The organism is Streptosporangium sp. H16 (assembly GCF_051918855.1).
Lineage (GTDB): Bacteria > Actinomycetota > Actinomycetes > Streptosporangiales > Streptosporangiaceae > Streptosporangium.
This window is the reverse complement of record NZ_JBPXMD010000020.1, coordinates 62,651-79,677: the sequence shown is the minus strand read 5'-3', so window position 1 is coordinate 79,677 and position 17,027 is coordinate 62,651. Positions and strand designations below refer to the sequence as shown.

The following is a 17,027-nucleotide window of genomic DNA, read 5'->3' as shown; positions in this document are numbered from 1 at the left end:
AGCTTCGCGGCGGCTGTTCCCCGGGGTGGGACATTTCGCCCGAACCTTGAAATCACCGCAGCTCGGGGACGCACACGGCGGCTCGCCACCGGCCACTCACCGGTTACCTCTCGTCACCGGCCGCTCACCGGTCGTCCACCACCGCCGGCCGCTCGTCGATCACCGCCCGCCAGTCATCGGCCACCGGCCACCGCCCGCCGACTCCTGCCGGCGAGCGGCCGGGGGTCAGCGGATGTCGAGCGTGACGTTGTCGATCAGCCTGGTGGACCCCACCCTGGCGGCCACCGCGAGGATCGCCTCACCCGCGTGGCCGTCGCCGACCTCCGCGAAGGTCGCGGGGTCGACCAGGACCAGGTAGTCGAGCGCCAGCGAAGGCTCGGCCTCCAGGACGGCGAGCGCGGCCCGGCGGATCTCCGCGGGCGCGCGCCGCCCGGCCCCCGCCGTCAGGGCACGCGACAGGGCCAGGGCCGTCACCCGGTCGTCCGGTGACAGGTAGCGGTTGCGGCTGGACAGCGCCAGGCCGTCCGGCTCGCGGACCGTGGGCCCGCCGACGATCGAGACCGGCAGGTTCAGGTCGGCGACCATCCTGCGGATCACCGCGAGCTGCTGGGCGTCCTTCTGCCCGAACACCGCCACGTCCGGCTGGACCAGGTTGAACAGCTTCAGCACCACGGTCAGCACGCCGTCGAGGTGGCCGGGCCTGAACTCCCCCTCGACGACCGAGCCCATCCCGCCCGCGGAGACCCCGACCTGCCTGTCCGGCAGGTACATGTCCTCGGCCGAGGGGGCGAACACCACGCTCACCCCCTCGGCCTCACAGACCTCGAGGTCGGCGTCGAACGTGCGGGGATAGCGGGAGAAGTCCTCGGTGGGCCCGAACTGGAGCGGGTTCACGAAGATGCTCACCGCCACGTGCGCGGCCCTCTCACGGGCCAGCCGGATGAGCGAGCGGTGCCCCTCGTGCAGCGCGCCCATGGTCGGCACGAGCGCCAGCGCGCTCCCCCCGCCGGAGCCGGGGGAGGCGCCCGCGCCGATCCCCAGTGCCTCGCGGGCCTTGAGCAGCCCTGCGCGGTCGTCCGCCACGATCACTGGAACCTCCCGGGGGTGCTCCGGCTCCCGGGCCGGAGAGGAATGACGGTCGTCGGAATCCGCCGGTTCCCTTCGCCGGGCGGATTCGGCTCACCGGATCAGCTAACCCGATCGGGTCACCGGGGCGGGCACCGGGTCGGCACGGAACCTCTCGGGGCCGCGCGTCGCCCATGCCGACTTCGTACGCACCCGGGTCCCTCAGGACCGCACTCGCCTCCCCAGGCCGATCCGGTACGCCCCGGCCCCTCAGGGCCGTACGGCGCCTCCCAGGGCGATCTCGTACGCCTTCGGGTCCCTCAGGTCCATATGTTGCCGCCCAGGAACCGTCACCGGTCGCCGCCGGTCGTGACTCGTCATGTCCCTCAGGTCCATATGTTGCCGCCCAGGGCGTCCAGAAGGCGCTCGGCGGCCTCGGGCTTGAGCAGCCCGGCCGCCAGTGCCCGGTCGGCGGTGAGCCTGGCGAGCGCCACGTAGGCGTCCGCCGCCTCGGGGGCGGCGAGGATCAGCGCGTCCACGTGCCTGCGGACGGTTCCGGCGTCGCCGCGCACCACCGGGCCGGTGAGCCCGGCGATGCCGAGCCTCAGCACGTTCTCCAGGGCCGCGCCGAGCAGCGGGCCGAGCATCCGGCCCGGCTGCTCCACGCCGATCTTCTCCAGCAGCTCCGAGGACTCCGCGATGAGCGTCACCATGTGGTTGGCCGCCTGGGCCAGGGCCGCGTGGTAGAGCGGCCGGTCCTCGTCGGCGATCCAGACCGGCTCGCCCTCCATCTCGATGACGAGGGCCTCGGCCACCGGGCGGAGCGGGTCGGGAGCGGTCACCCCGTACGAGATCCCGGTGAGGCGGCGCAGGTCGTCGTCGCGGCCGGTGAAGGTCATCACGGGATGCAGCGCCAGCGGCAGCGCCCCCGCCTTGATCGCCGGGTTCAGCACGGCCAGGCCGTACGCGCCGCTGGTGTGGGCCACCAGCTTGCCGCGCAGATCGGTGCCGGTCTCGACCAGGCCGGAGACCAGGCCGGGCAGCACGTCGTCGGGGACCGTCAGCAGGACGAGGTCCGCGCCGGCCACCACGTCCTCCGGCCGGGTGGGAACGAGCCCGAGCCGCTCGACCGCCCGCTCCCTCGAGGCGTCGGAGACACCGCTCGCCGCGACCACCCGGTGCCCCGCCCTGACGAGCGCGGCGCCGAGCGCCGAACCGACCCTGCCCGCTCCAACCACTCCGACGGCCAGCCGTGCCGGGCGATCGACTGCGTCCATGACGTCCCGTCCTTCGACCATGTGGGGCTCCGTGCCCGATTGACCAGCGTAACGGGCCATGCCGTCGCAACCGTGGCAAGACGCGGGTTCGTAGCGGTCGGTAACGGAGGCGAGGCCCTCCCCGAGGGGGCCCGGCCGGGCGAACCGGGAGCGTACCGGGCCCGCTGGAGAGCCCGCAGGCCCGGCTCACACGGCGATCCAGCCCGCGGCGCGCCGACGTGGCGTCGACAACGATCGCGCAAACCGGTGACAGAATGTAGTCATGCATTCACTCGAAGCGTCAGCGCGAGCCGATCTCGTTCCCCCGCCCCGGCGGGTAGCGTCTGAGAGCGTGTGGCTCACCTGGCGTGCCGCGATGGAGCATGCGCTCTACGGCGAAAGCGGCTTCTATCTCCGGGAGCGCCCCTCCAGCCATTTCCGGACATCGGTCGGCGCCTCCCCCGTCTTCGCCGAGGCCGTGCTGCGCGAGCTGGCCGCGATCGACGAGGCGCTCGGCGGCCCCGACGTGCTCGACCTGGTCGACATCGGCGCCGGTGAGGGCGAGCTGGCGGCGGGTGTGCTCGCCGCGGCACCGCCCGCGCTCCGGTCGAGACTGCGGGTGACCGCGGTCGACCTGGCGCCCCGGCCGCCGGCGCTGCCCGAGGAGATCGTCTGGTCGAGGGCCGCGCCGGACGGGATCCACGGGCTGGTGATCGCCAACGAGTGGCTCGACAACGTGCCGGTCGACATCGCGGAGCAGACGGCCGACGGGCCCCGGCTGGTCATGGTCAACGTCACCGACGGTGAGGAACGCCTCGGCGGCATGCCCTCGGAGGCGGATCTCGCCTGGCTGGACCGATGGTGGCCGATGCGGGCCGTCGGGGAGCGGGCCGAGATCGGCAGGCCGCGCGACAGGGCCTGGGCGTCGGTGATCGTACGGCTGGCGCGCGGCGGGGCGATCGCGATCGACTACTCCCACGCCCTGGACGACCGGCCGCCGTACGGCACGCTGGCCGGCTACCGGGACGGGGCGATGGTCGCGCCCGTGCCCGACGGCTCGTGCGACATCACCGCCCATGTGGCGCTCGACGCCTGCGCGGCCTCCGGCGAGAGCGCCGGAGCCGTCACGACGGCGCTGACCACGCAGCGCGAGGCGTTGCGCGCCCTCGGGATCACCGGAGGCCGCCCGCCGGTCGAGCAGGCCAGGAACGACCCGCGCGGCTACCTGCAGGCCCTCGCGAGGGCCTCGGAGGAGGCGGAGCTCATCGCCGCGGGCGGCCTCGGCGGGTTCGGCTGGCTGTCGCAGAGCCGTCACTGACCCGCCGGACCGACGTCGTTCCCGCGGGGCCACGGTGCGGGCGGCGGAGCCGACAGGGAGCCGGTGGGGCGCCCGGCCGCCGTGCCCTCGTCCACGGACGACACGGGCCGGGCACACCCGTGGCCCGTCCGCGTCGCCCGCTCCGGCCGCTTCGTCCGAGGCCGGTTCAAACCCGCACGTCCAGGTTCGAGGCCGGTTCAGACCCGCACGTCCAGGTTCGAGGCCGGTTCAGACCCGCACGTCCAGGGAGGTGAGACCGCGGATGACGTAGCCCGGCCCCCAGACGGGCTCGGCGGCGAGTTCCATCTTCGGGGCCCTGCGCAGCAGGGCGCCGAAGGACTCGATCAGCTCGACCCTGGCCAGCGGTGCCCCGAGGCAGAAGTGAATCCCTGCGCCGAAGGAGATGTGCGGGTTGTCGGCCCGGCCCACGTCCAGGCGGGCGGGGTCGGCGAAGACCTCGGGATCGCGGTTGGCCGAGCCGAACAGCAGCGCCACCTCGGTGCCGCGCGGGATGTCGACCCCGCCCACCGAGATGTCCTCCAGCACCCAGCGCTCGAACATCTGCAGCGGGGTGTCCCAGCGCATCAGCTCCTCGACCGCCGTGGGCAGCAGGGTGTGGTCGGCGCGGAGCCGGTCCAGCTCGGCCGGGTTGCGGAACAACGACCACCAGCCGTTGCCGGTGACGTTGACGGTGGCCTCGTGCCCGGCATTGAGCAGCAGCACGCAGGTGCCGACCAGCTCCTCCTCGGTGAGCCTGTCACCCTCGTCGGCCACCAGGGCGAGCGCGCTGATCAGGTCGTCGCCGGGGTCGGCCCTGCGGGCGCGGGCCAGCTCGACGAGATAGGCGGAGAACTCCTCGGCCGCCCGCACGGCCGTGTGCTGGGCCTCGACCGACGGCTGGAGCTCGTACATGCCGCAGATGTCGGCCGACCAGGGCCGCAGCAGGTGCCGGTCGGCCTCGGGGACGCCCAGCATCTCGGCGATCACGGTGACCGGGAGCGGCTCGGCGACCTCGGCGATCAGGTCTCCGCCGCCGCGCTCGACGAAGTCGTCCACCAGTTCCCCGGCCATCCGGGCGACCTTGGGACGGAGCGCCTCGACCATGCGGGGGGTGAACGCCTTCGACACCAGCCGCCGGAGCCTGGTGTGCACCGGCGGCTCGACATCGAGCATTCCCGCCCTGATCACCCGCCAGAACGGGTCCTGGAACTCGGGGTCGTCCGGCCTGCCGAACTCCTGGTGCGAGGCCACGTGCAGGTAGGAGCGGCCGAGCCTGCGGTCTCGCAGCAGCGCGTTGACGTCGGCGTACCTGGCCACCAGCCACTGGCCGGTCGGTTCGAAGAAGCTGACCGGCCGCTCCCGCCTCAGCTCGTCGTAGACGTCATAGGGGTGGGCGACGAATTCCGGATTCCAGGGATCAAAGCGCACGTAAGCATCGTAATCCCCGGTCCAGGATCAGGTCTGCTCGTCCGGCTTCCCTCTCTCGACCGGCTCGTCCGCCCGGCCCGCCGGGGTCTCCGCGCCCACCGGGGCCTCCGTGCCCTTTGGCGTCTCCGGGCCGGCCTCGCCCTCGGTCTCGTAGCGGGAACGCAGCTCGACCGGCTTCCGCCCCGCCTTGCCGCGCATCCGGATGTTCAGCAGCTCCACCAGCAGCGAGAACGCCATCGCGAAGTAGATGTAGCCCTTCGAGATGTGCTGCTCGAACCCCTCGGCGATGAGCACGACGCCGATCAGCACCAGGAAGGACAGGGCGAGCATCTTGATGCTCGGGTGCCGGTCCACGAAGCGGCTGATCGGCCCGGAGGCGACCAGCATCACGATGACCGAGACGATGACGGCCGCGATCATGACGCCCAGCTCGTCGACCATGCCGACCGCGGTGATCACCGAGTCGAGCGAGAAGACGACGTCGAGGATCATGATCTGGATGATCACCGAGGTGAAGGAGGAGGCGACCTTGCCCTCGGAGTGGTGGGACTCTCCCTCCAGGCTGCCGTGCATCTCGTGGACGCTCTTGCCCAGCAGGAACAGGCCGCCGAGTATCAGGATCAGGTCGCGCCCCGATATCCCCTGCCCGAAGACCTCGAACATCGGTTCGGTGAGCCTCACCACCCACGACAACGCCAGCAGCAACAGGAGGCGGCTGAGCAGGGCGACGGCGAGGCCGAGCTTGCGGGCCTTGTCGCGCTGCTCGGGCGGGAGCTTGCCCACCAGGATCGAGATGAAGATGATGTTGTCGATTCCCAGGACGATCTCCAGGGCGACAAGGGTGAAGAACCCTATCCATATCTCCGGGCTGGTCACCCAGTCCATTGCTTCCTCCTTCGTCGGCCGGCGCCCGAACGCACCGCCGGCCCAGCTGCCCGAGTGCTTCTTCGACTGACTGCCTGGACGACCGGGGGACGCAGGGAGTTCCTTCCCCCTCATCACGCTTCGCTGGCAAATCCGCCGGGCGTTCCCGAGGACGCCCGCTCCGGCTCCGATATCGGGTTGATCACGTTTCGGACTTGCGGGGCACCGCGAGGTGTCGGTTATAGTTCCCCCGTAGGTCATGAGTGCCAGTGACAAGCCCCGGCTCGCTGGCCGGCAACCCTCGCGTCCGCGGCGGGGTGCCCCGGGTGAGGACCTGGTCCGGCACGAGGTGTGCCGGGCAAGCGCGGGCTCCAGGCACCTGTGTCATGGGTTGGGGTCCGATGACCTCGAAGGAGCCCTGGCATGTCCACCCTGACGATCTTCACCCCCGCGAGCCTCGCAAACCCCGCGAGCCCCGCCCCCGTCGTCCCGGCCACCACCGCCGCTCCTGTGACCGTCCCCGAGACCTACGCGTCCGGTGACCGCCCGATCCCGGCCGTGCTCGGCTCGGACCTGGAGGTCCCGGTCAGGGGCGGCAGGCTCGTCCGCTACGCCAACCTCGACTACGCCGCGAGCGCCCCCTGTCTGGAGCCGGTCAGCGCCGCCGTCGCCGCCGCGCTCCCGGCCTACTCCAGCGTCCACCGCGGCGCCGGGTACGCGTCCCAGCTGACCACGGCCCGCTACGAGCAGGCCAGGCATACGGTGCGCGCCTTCGTCGGCGCCCGTCCCGACGACTCGGTGATCTTCACCCGCAACACCACGGACGCGACCAACCTGCTGGCCCGCAGCCTGCCCGAGGGCACCACCGCCGTGGTCTTCGACACCGAGCACCACGCCTCGCTGCTGCCCTGGGAGCGGGTCGTGCGGCTGGCGGCCCCCGCCTTCCCCGGCGAGGCCGTCCGCGCCGCCGACGACGCCCTCGCCTCGATCGACGGCCCCAAGCTGCTGGTCGTGACCGCCGCCTCCAACGTCACCGGGGAGCTCTGGCCGATCGCCGCGCTGGCCCACATCGCCCACCGCCACGGGGCCCGCGTCCTCGTCGACGCCGCGCAGCTCGTCCCGCACCGCCGCCTCAACCTGACGGCGCTCGACCTGGACTACGTGGTCTTCTCCGGCCACAAGCTCTACGCGCCGTTCGGCACCGGCGCGCTGATCGGCCGTTCCGACTGGCTGGCCGAGGCCGAGCCGTACCTGCGGGGCGGCGGCGCGGTGAAGGCCGTGAACGACGACGGCACCGAGTGGCACGACGACCCCGAGGCCCGGCACGAGGCGGGGACCCCGAACGTGCTGGGCGCCGTCGCGCTCGCCGCGGCCTGCGACGCCCTGATCGCCACCGGCTGGACCCCGCTGGTCCGCGAGGAGGAGCGCCTCCTGGAGCGCCTGCGCGCGGGTCTCGCCTCCGTCCCCGGCGTGCACGAGCTGTCCCTGTGGGGCCCGGACCACCCGCGCGTCGGCATCGTCTCCTTCGTGGTGGACGGCTTCACCGCCCGCGAGGTCGCCGAGGTCCTGTCCGGCGACCACGGCATCGGCGTCCGCGACGGCAAGTTCTGCGCCCACCCCTTCGTACGGCACCTGCTGGGCGCCAAGGACGGCGGCTGCGACGACGTCACCGCCTCCGCCGTCCGCGCCTCCATCGGCATCGGTACCACCTCCGAGCACGTCGACCGGTTGATCGACGCCCTGCGGGATCTTGCCTCGCGCGGCTGACGTGACAGCATGGCCCTATGACTGAAGGCGCGCCCCGCGAGCTGAGCGTGGGAATGGGGGCGGGGGCCGAGGCCGTGCGGGGGGCGCACGGCAAGGAGCTCGCGACCGAGGACATGATCCTCAACATCGGCCCGCAGCACCCGTCCACGCACGGCGTGCTGCGGCTGCGGCTCACCCTGGACGGGGAACGGATCAGCTCGGCCGAGCCGATCGTGGGCTACATGCACCGGGGCGCGGAGAAGCTCTTCGAGGTGCGCGACTACCGGCAGATCATCGTGCTGGCCAACCGGCACGACTGGCTGTCGGCGTTCGCCAACGAGCTGGGCGTCGTGCTCGCGGTGGAACGGATGCTCGGCATGGAGGTGCCGGTCAGGGCGGTCTGGACGCGCACGCTGATGGCCGAGCTCAACCGGGTGCTCAGCCACCTGATGTTCCTCGGCTCCTACCCGCTGGAGCTCGGCGCGATCACTCCGGTCTTCTACGCGTTCCGGGAGCGCGAGACCCTCCAGGCCGTGATGGAGGAGATCTCCGGCGGGCGCATGCACTACATGTTCAACCGGGTCGGCGGCCTGAAGGAGGAGATCCCCGAGGGGTGGACGGGCCGGGTCGCCCAGGCCGTGGCCGACGTGCGGCGACGGCTGCCCGACATCGAGAACCTGATCGTCGGGAACGAGATCTTCCTCGCCCGCACGCGCGGGGTCGGCGTCCTCGACCGCGAGACGATCATGCAGTACGGCGTGAGCGGCCCCATCGCCCGCGCCTCCGGCGTCGACGTCGACCTGCGCAGGGACGAGCCGTACCTCGCCTACGGCGAGCTGCCGGTGAAGGTCGTCACCCGGTCGGCGGGAGACTGCCACGCCCGCTTCGAGGTGCTGCTGGAACAGGTGAAGGTCTCCCTCGACCTGGCCGACGCCTGCGTGGAACGGCTTCTTGACCTGCCCCCGGGGCCGGTCAACCAGCGCCTGCCCAAGGTGCTGAAGGTTCCCGAGGGCCACACCTACGCCTGGACGGAGAGCCCGCTCGGCCTGAACGGCTACTACCTGGTCTCGCGCGGCGAGAAGACGCCGTGGCGGATGAAGCTCCGCTCGGCCTCCTTCAACAACGTCCAGGTGCTGCGCGAGATGCTCCCCGGCCACCTGGTCGCGGACATGGTGGCCATCCTGGGCTCGATGTTCTTCGTCGTCGGCGACATCGACAAGTGACGAGTGACGAGTGACGAGTAAGGCACGGTTGGAACCGCATGACCGAACCCGGTGAGGATCAGGAGAGGGCGACTCCCCCTGCCCCCTCGGCGCTCCCCACACCCCCGGCGTCCCCCGCCGCTCCCGTTCCGGGAGCCTCCGGGCCCGCCTCGACCGGAACCGCCGGAACTCCCGCCACCGCGACCACCGCGACCACGGGGCCCGTGCCGCCCGAGGTCCCTCCTGTCGAGGGCGGGCCACGGCGGGACCGGTACGTCGACTGGCTACGCGCGTTCAGCCTGATCGTCGTGGTCGTCTGGCACTGGGCGTTCACGATCCTGCAGTGGGGCCCCGACGGCCCCTCCCCGACGAGCCCGCTGGGCTTCACCTCGGGGCTGTGGATCCTGACGTGGCTGCTGCAGGTGCTGCCGCTCTTCTTCTACGTGGGTGGATACGTCCACCTGCTGTCGTGGAACCGGGCCTGCGAGCGCGGGGTGGGCATCGGCACCTTCGTGTCGCGGCGCATCCGGAGCCTCGCGATCCCCGCGCTGGCGCTGGCCGGAACCTGGATCGTGTTCGGCGCACTCGTGGCGTGGGCGTTCGGGATCGAGTGGATGGACCGCGTGGTCCTGCTCGTCATCAGCCCCCTCTGGTTCATCGGCGTCTACCTCGTGCTGATCGCCCTGCTCCCGATCTCGCTCTGGCTGCACCGGCACTACGACGTGCTGGCCCTGATCTGGCTGGCGGGGGCGGCGCTCGTCGTCGACGTGCTACGGCTGCGCTACGGGTACGAGGCCGCGGGCTGGCTCAACATGATCATCGTCTGGGGGCTGGCCCACCAGGCGGGTTTCTTCTACGACAGGGTGGTGGAGCTTCCCCGCCGCTTCGACGTCGCCATCCTGTGGACCGGTTTGTTCGCCCTCTTCGGCCTGGTCTACTCGGGCATCTACCCGGGTTCGATGGTGGGTGTTCCCGGCGACAAGCTCTCCAACATGGCGCCGCCCACCTTCGTCATCGTGGCGCTCCTGATCTTCCAGATCGGCCTGGTGGAGGTGCTGAGGCCGTCCATGGAACGCCTGCTCGAACGTCCCAGGTGGCAGCGCGTGAACGAGACGGTCAACCGGTTCGCGCTCCCGCTGTTCCTGTTCCACACGACCGGCATGGCGATCTGGGTGGCGCTGACCTGGTGGCTGGCGGGCGGCGGGCCCGGCGTCGGGGTGCGGCCGGACCTGTTCTGGTGGTTGGAGCGCCCCCTGGCCGTCGCCGGGGCGCTGGTCTGCACGCTCCCGGTCATCATGCTCTTCGGACGCAAGTGGACGGCGAGACGACGCTAGCGTGGCCCCGCGGGAACGAGGCCGGCGTCGCGCCAGGGCGGCGGACGGCCGGGGCGGGGCCTACGCCGGGGCCGGCGCCTCAGCGATCGTCGTCCGCGGAGTCCTTGGGCACCTTGCAGCAGTGCTCCAGGTACAGGGCCGAGCAGATCAGCAGCACGCACACCAGCATCGACCCGCCGGTGATGAAGAAGTCGCGGCGGGGGACCTCCTGCTCCAGCAGCTCCACCGTGTAGAGGGTGAACCCGGCGAAGATCCCGCCGAAGATCGCCCCGCCGTACGCGGAGGCCTTGGCCAGGGCGGCCAGGCGGGCCACGGCCAGGGGCTCGACGGGCTTGGTGTCGGGCTTGCGCTCGATCCTGGCCTTCGTCATCCACCCGCTGTAGAACTCACCGATCGCCAGCAGCAGCACCGTCGGGATCGCCGTCCACGGCACGGTCGGCAGATCCGAGTAGAGCGGTCTGAGGAGCGCCCAGGTGAGGATCGCGAACACGAGGAAGATCCCGATGAGGACACCGGGGCGGGTGGGCTTCACACGGGCCTCTGGAGGGTCAGGTCGGGGCGCGGCCGTACGTAGCCCTGGTCGAGACCGGCCAGCAGGTCGGCCACCCGGCGTCCGGACAGGACGGCGCCGGGGTCGGCCCACACCCAGGGGACCAGTACGAACGCGCGCTCGTGCGCCCTGGGGTGCGGCAGGGTGAGGTCGGGGTCGTCCATGACGACGTCCCCCACGGTGATCAGGTCGACGTCCAGGGTGCGCGCTCCCCAGCGCTCCACCCGGACCCTGCCGAAGGCGTTCTCCACACCTTGAGCACGATCGAGGAGCGCCCGAGGTTCCAGCGCGCTCTCGGCGATCACCACCGCGTTGAGATAGGCGCCCTGTTCCGGACCGCCGACCGGGTCGGTCTCGTAGACCGGCGAGACCGCGACGAACGTGAGCTCCGGCTTCTCGAACAGGGCGTCGAGCGCGCCCCGCAGGGTGCCGAACCGGTCGCCCAGATTGCTGCCGAGCGCCAGGACGACCCTCATGCCCGGCCCCGGGTGATCGTCACGATCACGTCGTCGAACGGCAGCGGGATCGGCGCGGCGGGCTTGTGCACGCTCACCTCCGCCGCCTGGACGAGCTCGCGGGCCAGGCAGACGTCGGCCAGGCGCTGGGCGAGGGTCTCGATCAGGTCGACCGGCTCGCCTCCCACGACCCGCGCCAGGTCCTCGGCGAGCTCGCCGTAGTGGACGGTCCTGGTGAGGTCGTCACCGGCCGCCGCCGGTGCCGTGTCGAGGAACAGGGTGACGTCGACGACGAACTCCTGGCCGAGCTCCCGCTCCGCCGCCAGCACGCCGTGCCGCCCGCGCACCCGCAGCCCTCTGAGGCTGATCCGGTCGCCGGCCGTCCTGCCGGACCCGCCGGAGGGCAGGCCGTACGCCACGGCCCCGGACGAGCCCAGGGCCAGGTTCTCCAGCGGATCCAGCGGCCGGCCGCCGATCGGACCGCCGATCGGCTCGTCGGCCGGATCTCCGATCAGGTCGTCGACGCCGTCGTCGATCCGCAGGGGCCGACCCCCGGCCACCGGGTGACCGCCACTCCCGCCGGACCGTTCACCGGTGCGCTCGCTCACGCGGCTTCCTCTTCCTCGTCCTCGTCGTCCCCCTGCAGCACGGGTGAGCCGTGGTGCAGCCAGAGCCGCCACCCCGCCGACGTCCGCACGAAGGTGTTGCTCGCGACCACCTTGCCCGCCGCGAAGCTGGAATCACCTTCGTCGCCCGCGGTGAGGATGTTCTCCTCACAGGTGAGGATGGCGACGTCGCCCAGGACCATGACGCGGACGTCGGTCAGCACGAACTGGATGTAGGGCGTGTTGGCCATGATGAGCGCCCACGAGCGCAGCACCTCCTGCCGGCCGTTCACGATCGGCCAGCCGGGGTGGACGCAGCTCACCTGCTCGCCCTCGATGTCCTCGGCCCAGATCTCGGTCATCCGGTCGAGGTCGGCGTCCTCGATGGCGGTGTAGAACGCCTGGTTGACCGTCTCGACGGCGGTGGTGTCGACGCTCATGATCTCGCTCCCTGAACTGCGGCAGCCACACGGACGGCGTCCGCGTTCGGACGGACGTCGTGCACGCGCACACACCAGGCCCCCGCCTGCGCGGCGAGCGCGGTCACGGCGAGCGTGGCATCGTCACTACGACTGAAAGGGCGCGGCACGCCCTCCGGGTCGGCCAGGAGGCGACCCAGGAAGCGTTTCCGCGAGGCCCCGACGAGCAGCGGGTAACCCAGCTCTCCGAGCCTGTCGATGCCCGCGATCAGCGCCCAGTTGTGTTCGGGGTTCTTGGAGAAGCCCAGCCCCGGGTCGAGCACGATCTGCTCCTCCGCCACCCCCTCGGCCAGCACGGAGGCGACCCGCTTGGCGAGCTCCTCGCGCACCTCGGTCACCACGTCGCCGTACACGGCCCTGCGGTCCATGGCGTGACTGTGCCCCCGCCAGTGCATCACCACGTACGGTACGCCCGAGGCGGCCACTACTCTCGGCATCGCCGGGTCGGCCAGCCCTCCGCTGACGTCGTTGACCAGTTTCGCCCCGGCCCGCACGGCCATCTGGGCGACCTCGGCCCGCATGGTGTCGACGCTGACGGTGACGCCCTCGCGGCTCAGCTCCCGGATGACCGGCTCGACCCTGGCCAGCTCCTCCTCCAGCGGCACCCGCGCGGCGCCGGGCCTGGTGGACTCGCCGCCGACGTCGACGATGTCGGCGCCCTGCTCGACCAGCTCCAGGCCGTGACGCACGGCCACCGCCGGGTCGAACCACCTGCCGCCGTCGGAGAAGGAGTCGGGAGTCACGTTGACCACGCCCATCACGAGGCACCGGCCCGCGTCCGGCAGCCCGGGCACACTCCACGTAGTCATGGCGACAAGCCTAGGCGTTGCGCCCTGTACGCCCGTCTCGTGGGTCCGGCTTGCGCCATAACGAATCCGCACACCCGTCACAGGGCGGACGGTCCTCGGCCGGTGTCCCGCCCGGGACGTCTGGCTGGCATGCGTTCTCCTCCACTCGGAGTCGGCGGCTCCGCGAGACCCTCGGGCGTGGCCGTCTCGATCCGAGAGTCGGAGAGAACCCGATCGGGGCGCCCGGCCCTGCCGGGTGTGGCGATATTAGCCCGACCAAGGTCGGCTTGGGGGACTTTCCCCGCCCCACAGCCCTTCCCGGCCGCCGGCCGGGCCACGGGTCCGGCCGCGGGCACGGCCGTCGTCCGGTCGCCGGTCCCGCCACACCCCCTCCAGACCCTCCACAACGCGGAAACCCCGCCCGGACGCCGATCGGCGGTCCGGGCGGGGTCACGTCCTTACGGGCTCTCGAAGGCACGCGGGACGGCGATCAGCGGATGATGAGGGCCATCGCCTCGGCGCGGGTCTTGTCGCTGTTGCGGAAGTCCCCGCGCACGGCCGAGGTGATCGTCTTGGCCCCTGGCTTGCGGACCCCCCGCATGGTCATGCAGAGGTGCTCGCACTCGATCACGACGATGACCCCCCGCGGCTCCAGCACGTTCATGAGCGCGTCGGCGATCTGGGAGGTCATCCTCTCCTGCACCTGGGGGCGCCTGGCGTACACGTCGACGAGGCGGGCGAGCTTGGACAGGCCTGTGACCTGCCCCTTCGCGTTCGGGATGTAGCCGACGTGGGCCACGCCGTGGAACGGCACGAGGTGGTGCTCGCAGGTCGAGTAGACCTCGATGTCGCGGACGAGCACCATCTCGTCGTGGTCGACGTCGAAGACCGTGGTCAGGACGTCCTCCGGGGTCTGCCCCAGCCCGGCGAACTGCTCCGCGTAGGCGCGGGCGACGCGGGCGGGGGTGTCCTGGAGCCCGTCGCGGTCGGGATCCTCACCGATGGCGATGAGGATCTCCCGGACCGCGCTCTCCAGCCGGGCCGCGTCGACCTGGAGCGGCTTGGCACCCCCCACGTTCAGTTCACGTCCTTGGGCGAGGCGTCGGGGTGACCCGTCCCCGCCGGAAGGGCGCCGTTGCCACCGGCCGCCTGCTCGCCCGTGGGGAGCGCGCCGTTGCCGGACTGCTCCTTGCGGGACAGGATCGGCGGACGGTTGGAGGGCAGCCGCTTGCCGTAGCCGGAGTAGGAGGGCCTCTTCTCCTTGACGACGACCGGGGCAAAGATCTGCAGCACCTGGTCGCGGGAGAGGGTCTCCTTCTCCATCAGCTCCAGCACCAGGTTGTCGAGCACGTCGCGGTATTCGACGAGGATCTCCCAGGCCTGGTCGTGGCCGGACTCGATGAGGCGGCGGACCTCCTCGTCGATCGTGGAGGCGATCTTCTCGGAGTAGTCGCGCTCGTGGCCCATCTCGCGGCCGAGGAAGACCTCACCGTTGCCGCTGCCGAACTTGCGGGCGCCGAGCTGCTCGCTCATGCCGTACTCGGTGACCATGCGGCGGGCGATGGAGGTGGCCTTCTCGATGTCGTTGGAGGCGCCGGTGGTGGGCTCGTGGAAGACGAGCTCCTCCGCCGTACGGCCGCCGAGGAGCATCGCGAGCTGGTCCAGCATCTCCGAGCGGGTCGCGAGGAACTTGTCCTCCATCGGCAGCGTCATCGTGTAACCGAGGGCGCGTCCGCGGGACAGGATCGTGATCTTGTGGACCGGGTCGGAGTTGGGCAGCGCGTGCGCGACCAGGGCGTGCCCGCCCTCGTGGTACGCGATGATCTTCTTTTCCTGGTCCGACATGACGCGGGACTTGCGCTCGGGGCCGGCCATCACGCGGTCGATGGACTCCTCGAGCAGCTCCATCGTGATCAGCTTCTCGTCGGCCCGCGCGGTGAGCAGCGCGGCCTCGTTGATCACGTTGGCCAGGTCGGCACCGGTGAAACCGGGCGTCCGGCGGGCGATGATGTCGAGGTCGACGCCCTCGGCGAAGGGCTTGCCGCGGCCGTGCACCTTGAGGATGCCCTTGCGGCCCTCCAGGTCGGGGCGGTCGACGGTGACCTGGCGGTCGAAACGGCCGGGACGCAGCAGCGCCGGGTCGAGGATGTCGGGCCGGTTGGTCGCGGCGATCAGGATCACGCCGCCCTTGACGTCGAAACCGTCCATCTCGACGAGGAGCTGGTTCAGCGTCTGCTCGCGCTCGTCGTGGCCGCCGCCGAGACCGGCGCCGCGGTGGCGGCCCACCGCGTCGATCTCGTCGATGAAGATGATCGCCGGAGCGTTCGCCTTGGCCTGCTCGAACAGGTCGCGGACCCGGGAGGCGCCGACACCGACGAACATCTCCACGAAGTCGGAGCCGGAGATGGAGTAGAACGGCACCCCGGCCTCACCGGCGACGGCCCTGGCGAGCAGGGTCTTGCCGGTTCCGGGCGGGCCGTAGAGCAGGACGCCCTTGGGGATCTTGGCGCCGATCGCCTGGAACTTCGCCGGGGCCTGCAGGAACTCCTTGATCTCCTGGAGCTCCTCGATGGCCTCGTCGGCACCCGCGACGTCGGCGAAGGTGGTCTTCGGGGTGTCCTTGGTGATGAGTTTCGCCTTCGACTTGCCGAAGTTCATCACCCGGGAGCCGCCGCCCTGCATCTGGTTCATGATGAACAGGAAGAACAGCACGATGAGAACGATCGGCAGGAAGCTCACCAGGAGCCCGAGAAGGAAGTTCTCCTTGGGCACGTCGACGTTGTATCCGCCGGGCAGCTTGTTGGCGGCCTCGGCCGTCTGGAGCCTGTCGGCGAGCTGCACGCCCTGGCCCGTCACCCACGAGGAGTAGTAGCGCTTCTTGTCGGTCAGAGTGACCTCGATGCGCTGGTCCTTGTCGATGATCTTGGCGTTGGAGACCTTGCCCTCGTCGATCCAGCTGATGACCTGGGAGGTGTCGCGTCTCTCGAAGTTGCCCTCACCGCCCCACATGGTGGTGACGAGAAGAAGCAGAACGACGATGCCCAGGATCCACAGCAGTGGCCCACGTGTAAATCGCTTGAGATCCATCCGATGCGGAACCCCGGCGGGCCCGTCCCTTCCTGACCAGAGCCTGGCAACCCCGGGCGAACCCGGGGTTCGCGGTATCCCTAACCGCTCCAACTGACTACCCAGAGACGGCGGGAGGCCACCTCTTCGGTTGTCCGAAGGTACACCGGCGTGGCGCGCGGGGTCACCGCGCGGACAGACCGGCTTTGCCCTACCAACGTACGTCAGGTAGGTCCGTGTTCCCCGCCGCTATGGGCAATGTCGCGTTTGTGGATGGCTCACTTCGCGCAGGGCGTACTTTTCAGCCCGCTCCGTATACGTGAGGGGCGAGAGTTCCGATGAAGGGAAGGTTGCGGTAGCGCTCGGCGTAGTCGAGGCCGTAACCGATCACGAACTCGTTGGGGATGTCGAAACCGACGTACTTCACGTCGATCGGCACCTTGACCGCGTCCGGCTTGCGCAGCGCGGCGCAGATCTCCACCGAGGCGGGGTTGCGCGACTTCAGGTTGTGAACCAGCCACGACAGGGTCAGGCCGGAGTCGATGATGTCCTCGACGACCAGCACGTGGCGTCCGGCGATGTCGGTGTCGAGGTCCTTGAGCACGCGCACGACGCCCGACGACCTGGTGCCCGCCCCGTAGGAGGAGACGGCCATCCAGTCCATCTGCACGGGCAGGTGCAGGGCCCTCGCCAGGTCCGCCATCACCATGACCGCGCCCTTGAGCACGCCCACGATCAGCAGGTCCTCGCCCGCGTAGTCCTCGTCGATCCGGCTCGCGAGCTCCTTGATCTTGGCTTGGAGCTCTTCCTCGGGAATGAGGACCTTCGAGAGGTCCCGGCCCATATCGGCTGCGTCCACCTGGGATTTTCC

At 70.9% G+C, this 17,027-nt stretch carries 16 protein-coding genes and 1 riboswitch; of the genes, 4 read left to right on the top strand and 12 right to left on the bottom strand.

Annotation, left to right across the window (positions count from 1 at the left end; translation table 11 throughout):
* Positions 1–225: 225 nt before the first annotated feature.
* On the bottom strand, positions 226–1,041 hold the full coding sequence (panC, locus tag ACTOQ2_RS29045) for a pantoate--beta-alanine ligase (protein WP_440103967.1): 816 nt from the start codon (positions 1,039–1,041) through the stop codon (positions 226–228).
* Between the two features lie 410 nt (positions 1,042–1,451).
* On the bottom strand, positions 1,452–2,342 hold the full coding sequence (locus ACTOQ2_RS29040; RefSeq protein ID WP_362695283.1) for a Rossmann-like and DUF2520 domain-containing protein: 891 nt from the start codon (positions 2,340–2,342) through the stop codon (positions 1,452–1,454).
* 331 nt (positions 2,343–2,673) lie between these two features.
* Between ACTOQ2_RS29040 and ACTOQ2_RS29035 the strand changes: the two genes are divergently transcribed.
* Positions 2,674–3,639, top strand: coding sequence for an SAM-dependent methyltransferase (locus ACTOQ2_RS29035; protein WP_440103816.1), 966 nt, complete (start codon positions 2,674–2,676; stop codon positions 3,637–3,639).
* A gap of 228 nt (positions 3,640–3,867) precedes the next feature.
* Here ACTOQ2_RS29035 and ACTOQ2_RS29030 read toward each other — a convergent pair whose 3' ends face one another.
* Positions 3,868–5,067 carry a cytochrome P450 gene (locus ACTOQ2_RS29030; protein WP_440103814.1) on the bottom strand — a complete coding sequence of 400 codons (1,200 nt, stop codon included), beginning with the start codon at positions 5,065–5,067 and terminating at the stop codon, positions 3,868–3,870.
* Between the two features lie 27 nt (positions 5,068–5,094).
* Entirely contained in the window at positions 5,095–5,952 is an 858-nt protein-coding gene (locus ACTOQ2_RS29025; RefSeq protein ID WP_440103812.1) for a TerC family protein, read from the bottom strand.
* A gap of 234 nt (positions 5,953–6,186) precedes the next feature.
* Positions 6,187–6,302, top strand: a riboswitch (SAM riboswitch).
* Positions 6,303–6,354: 52 nt separating this feature from the next.
* Here ACTOQ2_RS29025 and ACTOQ2_RS29020 point away from each other — a divergent pair.
* Genes ACTOQ2_RS29020 through ACTOQ2_RS29010 form a run of 3 tightly spaced genes read left to right on the top strand, consistent with a single transcriptional unit; the run spans position 6,355 to position 10,213 of the window.
* Complete coding sequence (locus ACTOQ2_RS29020; protein WP_440103810.1) at positions 6,355–7,698, top strand: aminotransferase class V-fold PLP-dependent enzyme; 1,344 nt, start codon at positions 6,355–6,357, stop codon at positions 7,696–7,698.
* Between the two features lie 17 nt (positions 7,699–7,715).
* The gene (locus ACTOQ2_RS29015) at positions 7,716–8,900 is read left to right on the top strand and encodes an NADH-quinone oxidoreductase subunit D (RefSeq protein WP_440071353.1); all 1,185 of its coding nucleotides are present in this window, start codon (positions 7,716–7,718) and stop codon (positions 8,898–8,900) included.
* A 38-nt stretch (positions 8,901–8,938) separates the two neighbouring features.
* A complete protein-coding gene (locus ACTOQ2_RS29010; RefSeq protein WP_440103809.1) occupies positions 8,939–10,213 on the top strand; it encodes an acyltransferase family protein in 1,275 nt (424 codons plus the stop codon).
* Positions 10,214–10,292: 79 nt separating this feature from the next.
* On the opposite strand, the gene ACTOQ2_RS29005 is transcribed toward ACTOQ2_RS29010, so the two are convergent.
* The 8 genes from ACTOQ2_RS29005 to hpt form a co-directional block, all read right to left on the bottom strand.
* A complete protein-coding gene (locus ACTOQ2_RS29005; protein ID WP_440071355.1) occupies positions 10,293–10,745 on the bottom strand; it encodes a DUF3180 domain-containing protein in 453 nt (150 codons plus the stop codon).
* Complete coding sequence (folK, locus tag ACTOQ2_RS29000; RefSeq protein WP_440103807.1) at positions 10,742–11,239, bottom strand: 2-amino-4-hydroxy-6-hydroxymethyldihydropteridine diphosphokinase; 498 nt, start codon at positions 11,237–11,239, stop codon at positions 10,742–10,744. Before folK ends, ACTOQ2_RS29005 begins: the two co-directional genes overlap by 4 nt.
* Entirely contained in the window at positions 11,236–11,625 is a 390-nt protein-coding gene (gene folB, locus ACTOQ2_RS28995) for a dihydroneopterin aldolase (RefSeq protein WP_440071409.1), read from the bottom strand. Before folB ends, folK begins: the two co-directional genes overlap by 4 nt.
* Before the next feature lie 197 nt (positions 11,626–11,822).
* Positions 11,823–12,263 (bottom strand): nuclear transport factor 2 family protein, encoded by a 441-nt coding sequence (locus tag ACTOQ2_RS28990; protein ID WP_350972537.1) that lies wholly within the window; start codon positions 12,261–12,263, stop codon positions 11,823–11,825.
* Positions 12,260–13,111, bottom strand: a complete 852-nt coding sequence (folP, locus tag ACTOQ2_RS28985; protein ID WP_440103805.1) for a dihydropteroate synthase — start codon at positions 13,109–13,111, stop codon at positions 12,260–12,262. The genes ACTOQ2_RS28990 and folP overlap by 4 nt, the downstream gene beginning before the upstream one ends.
* Positions 13,112–13,580: 469 nt before the next feature.
* Positions 13,581–14,171, bottom strand: a complete 591-nt coding sequence (gene folE, locus ACTOQ2_RS28980; protein WP_440071410.1) for a GTP cyclohydrolase I FolE — start codon at positions 14,169–14,171, stop codon at positions 13,581–13,583.
* Positions 14,168–16,177, bottom strand: coding sequence for an ATP-dependent zinc metalloprotease FtsH (gene ftsH / locus ACTOQ2_RS28975; protein WP_440103803.1), 2,010 nt, complete (start codon positions 16,175–16,177; stop codon positions 14,168–14,170). Before ftsH ends, folE begins: the two co-directional genes overlap by 4 nt.
* A gap of 280 nt (positions 16,178–16,457) precedes the next feature.
* Positions 16,458–17,015 carry a hypoxanthine phosphoribosyltransferase gene (gene hpt, locus ACTOQ2_RS28970; RefSeq protein ID WP_440071359.1) on the bottom strand — a complete coding sequence of 186 codons (558 nt, stop codon included), beginning with the start codon at positions 17,013–17,015 and terminating at the stop codon, positions 16,458–16,460.
* Between the last annotated feature and the right edge of the window lie 12 nt (positions 17,016–17,027).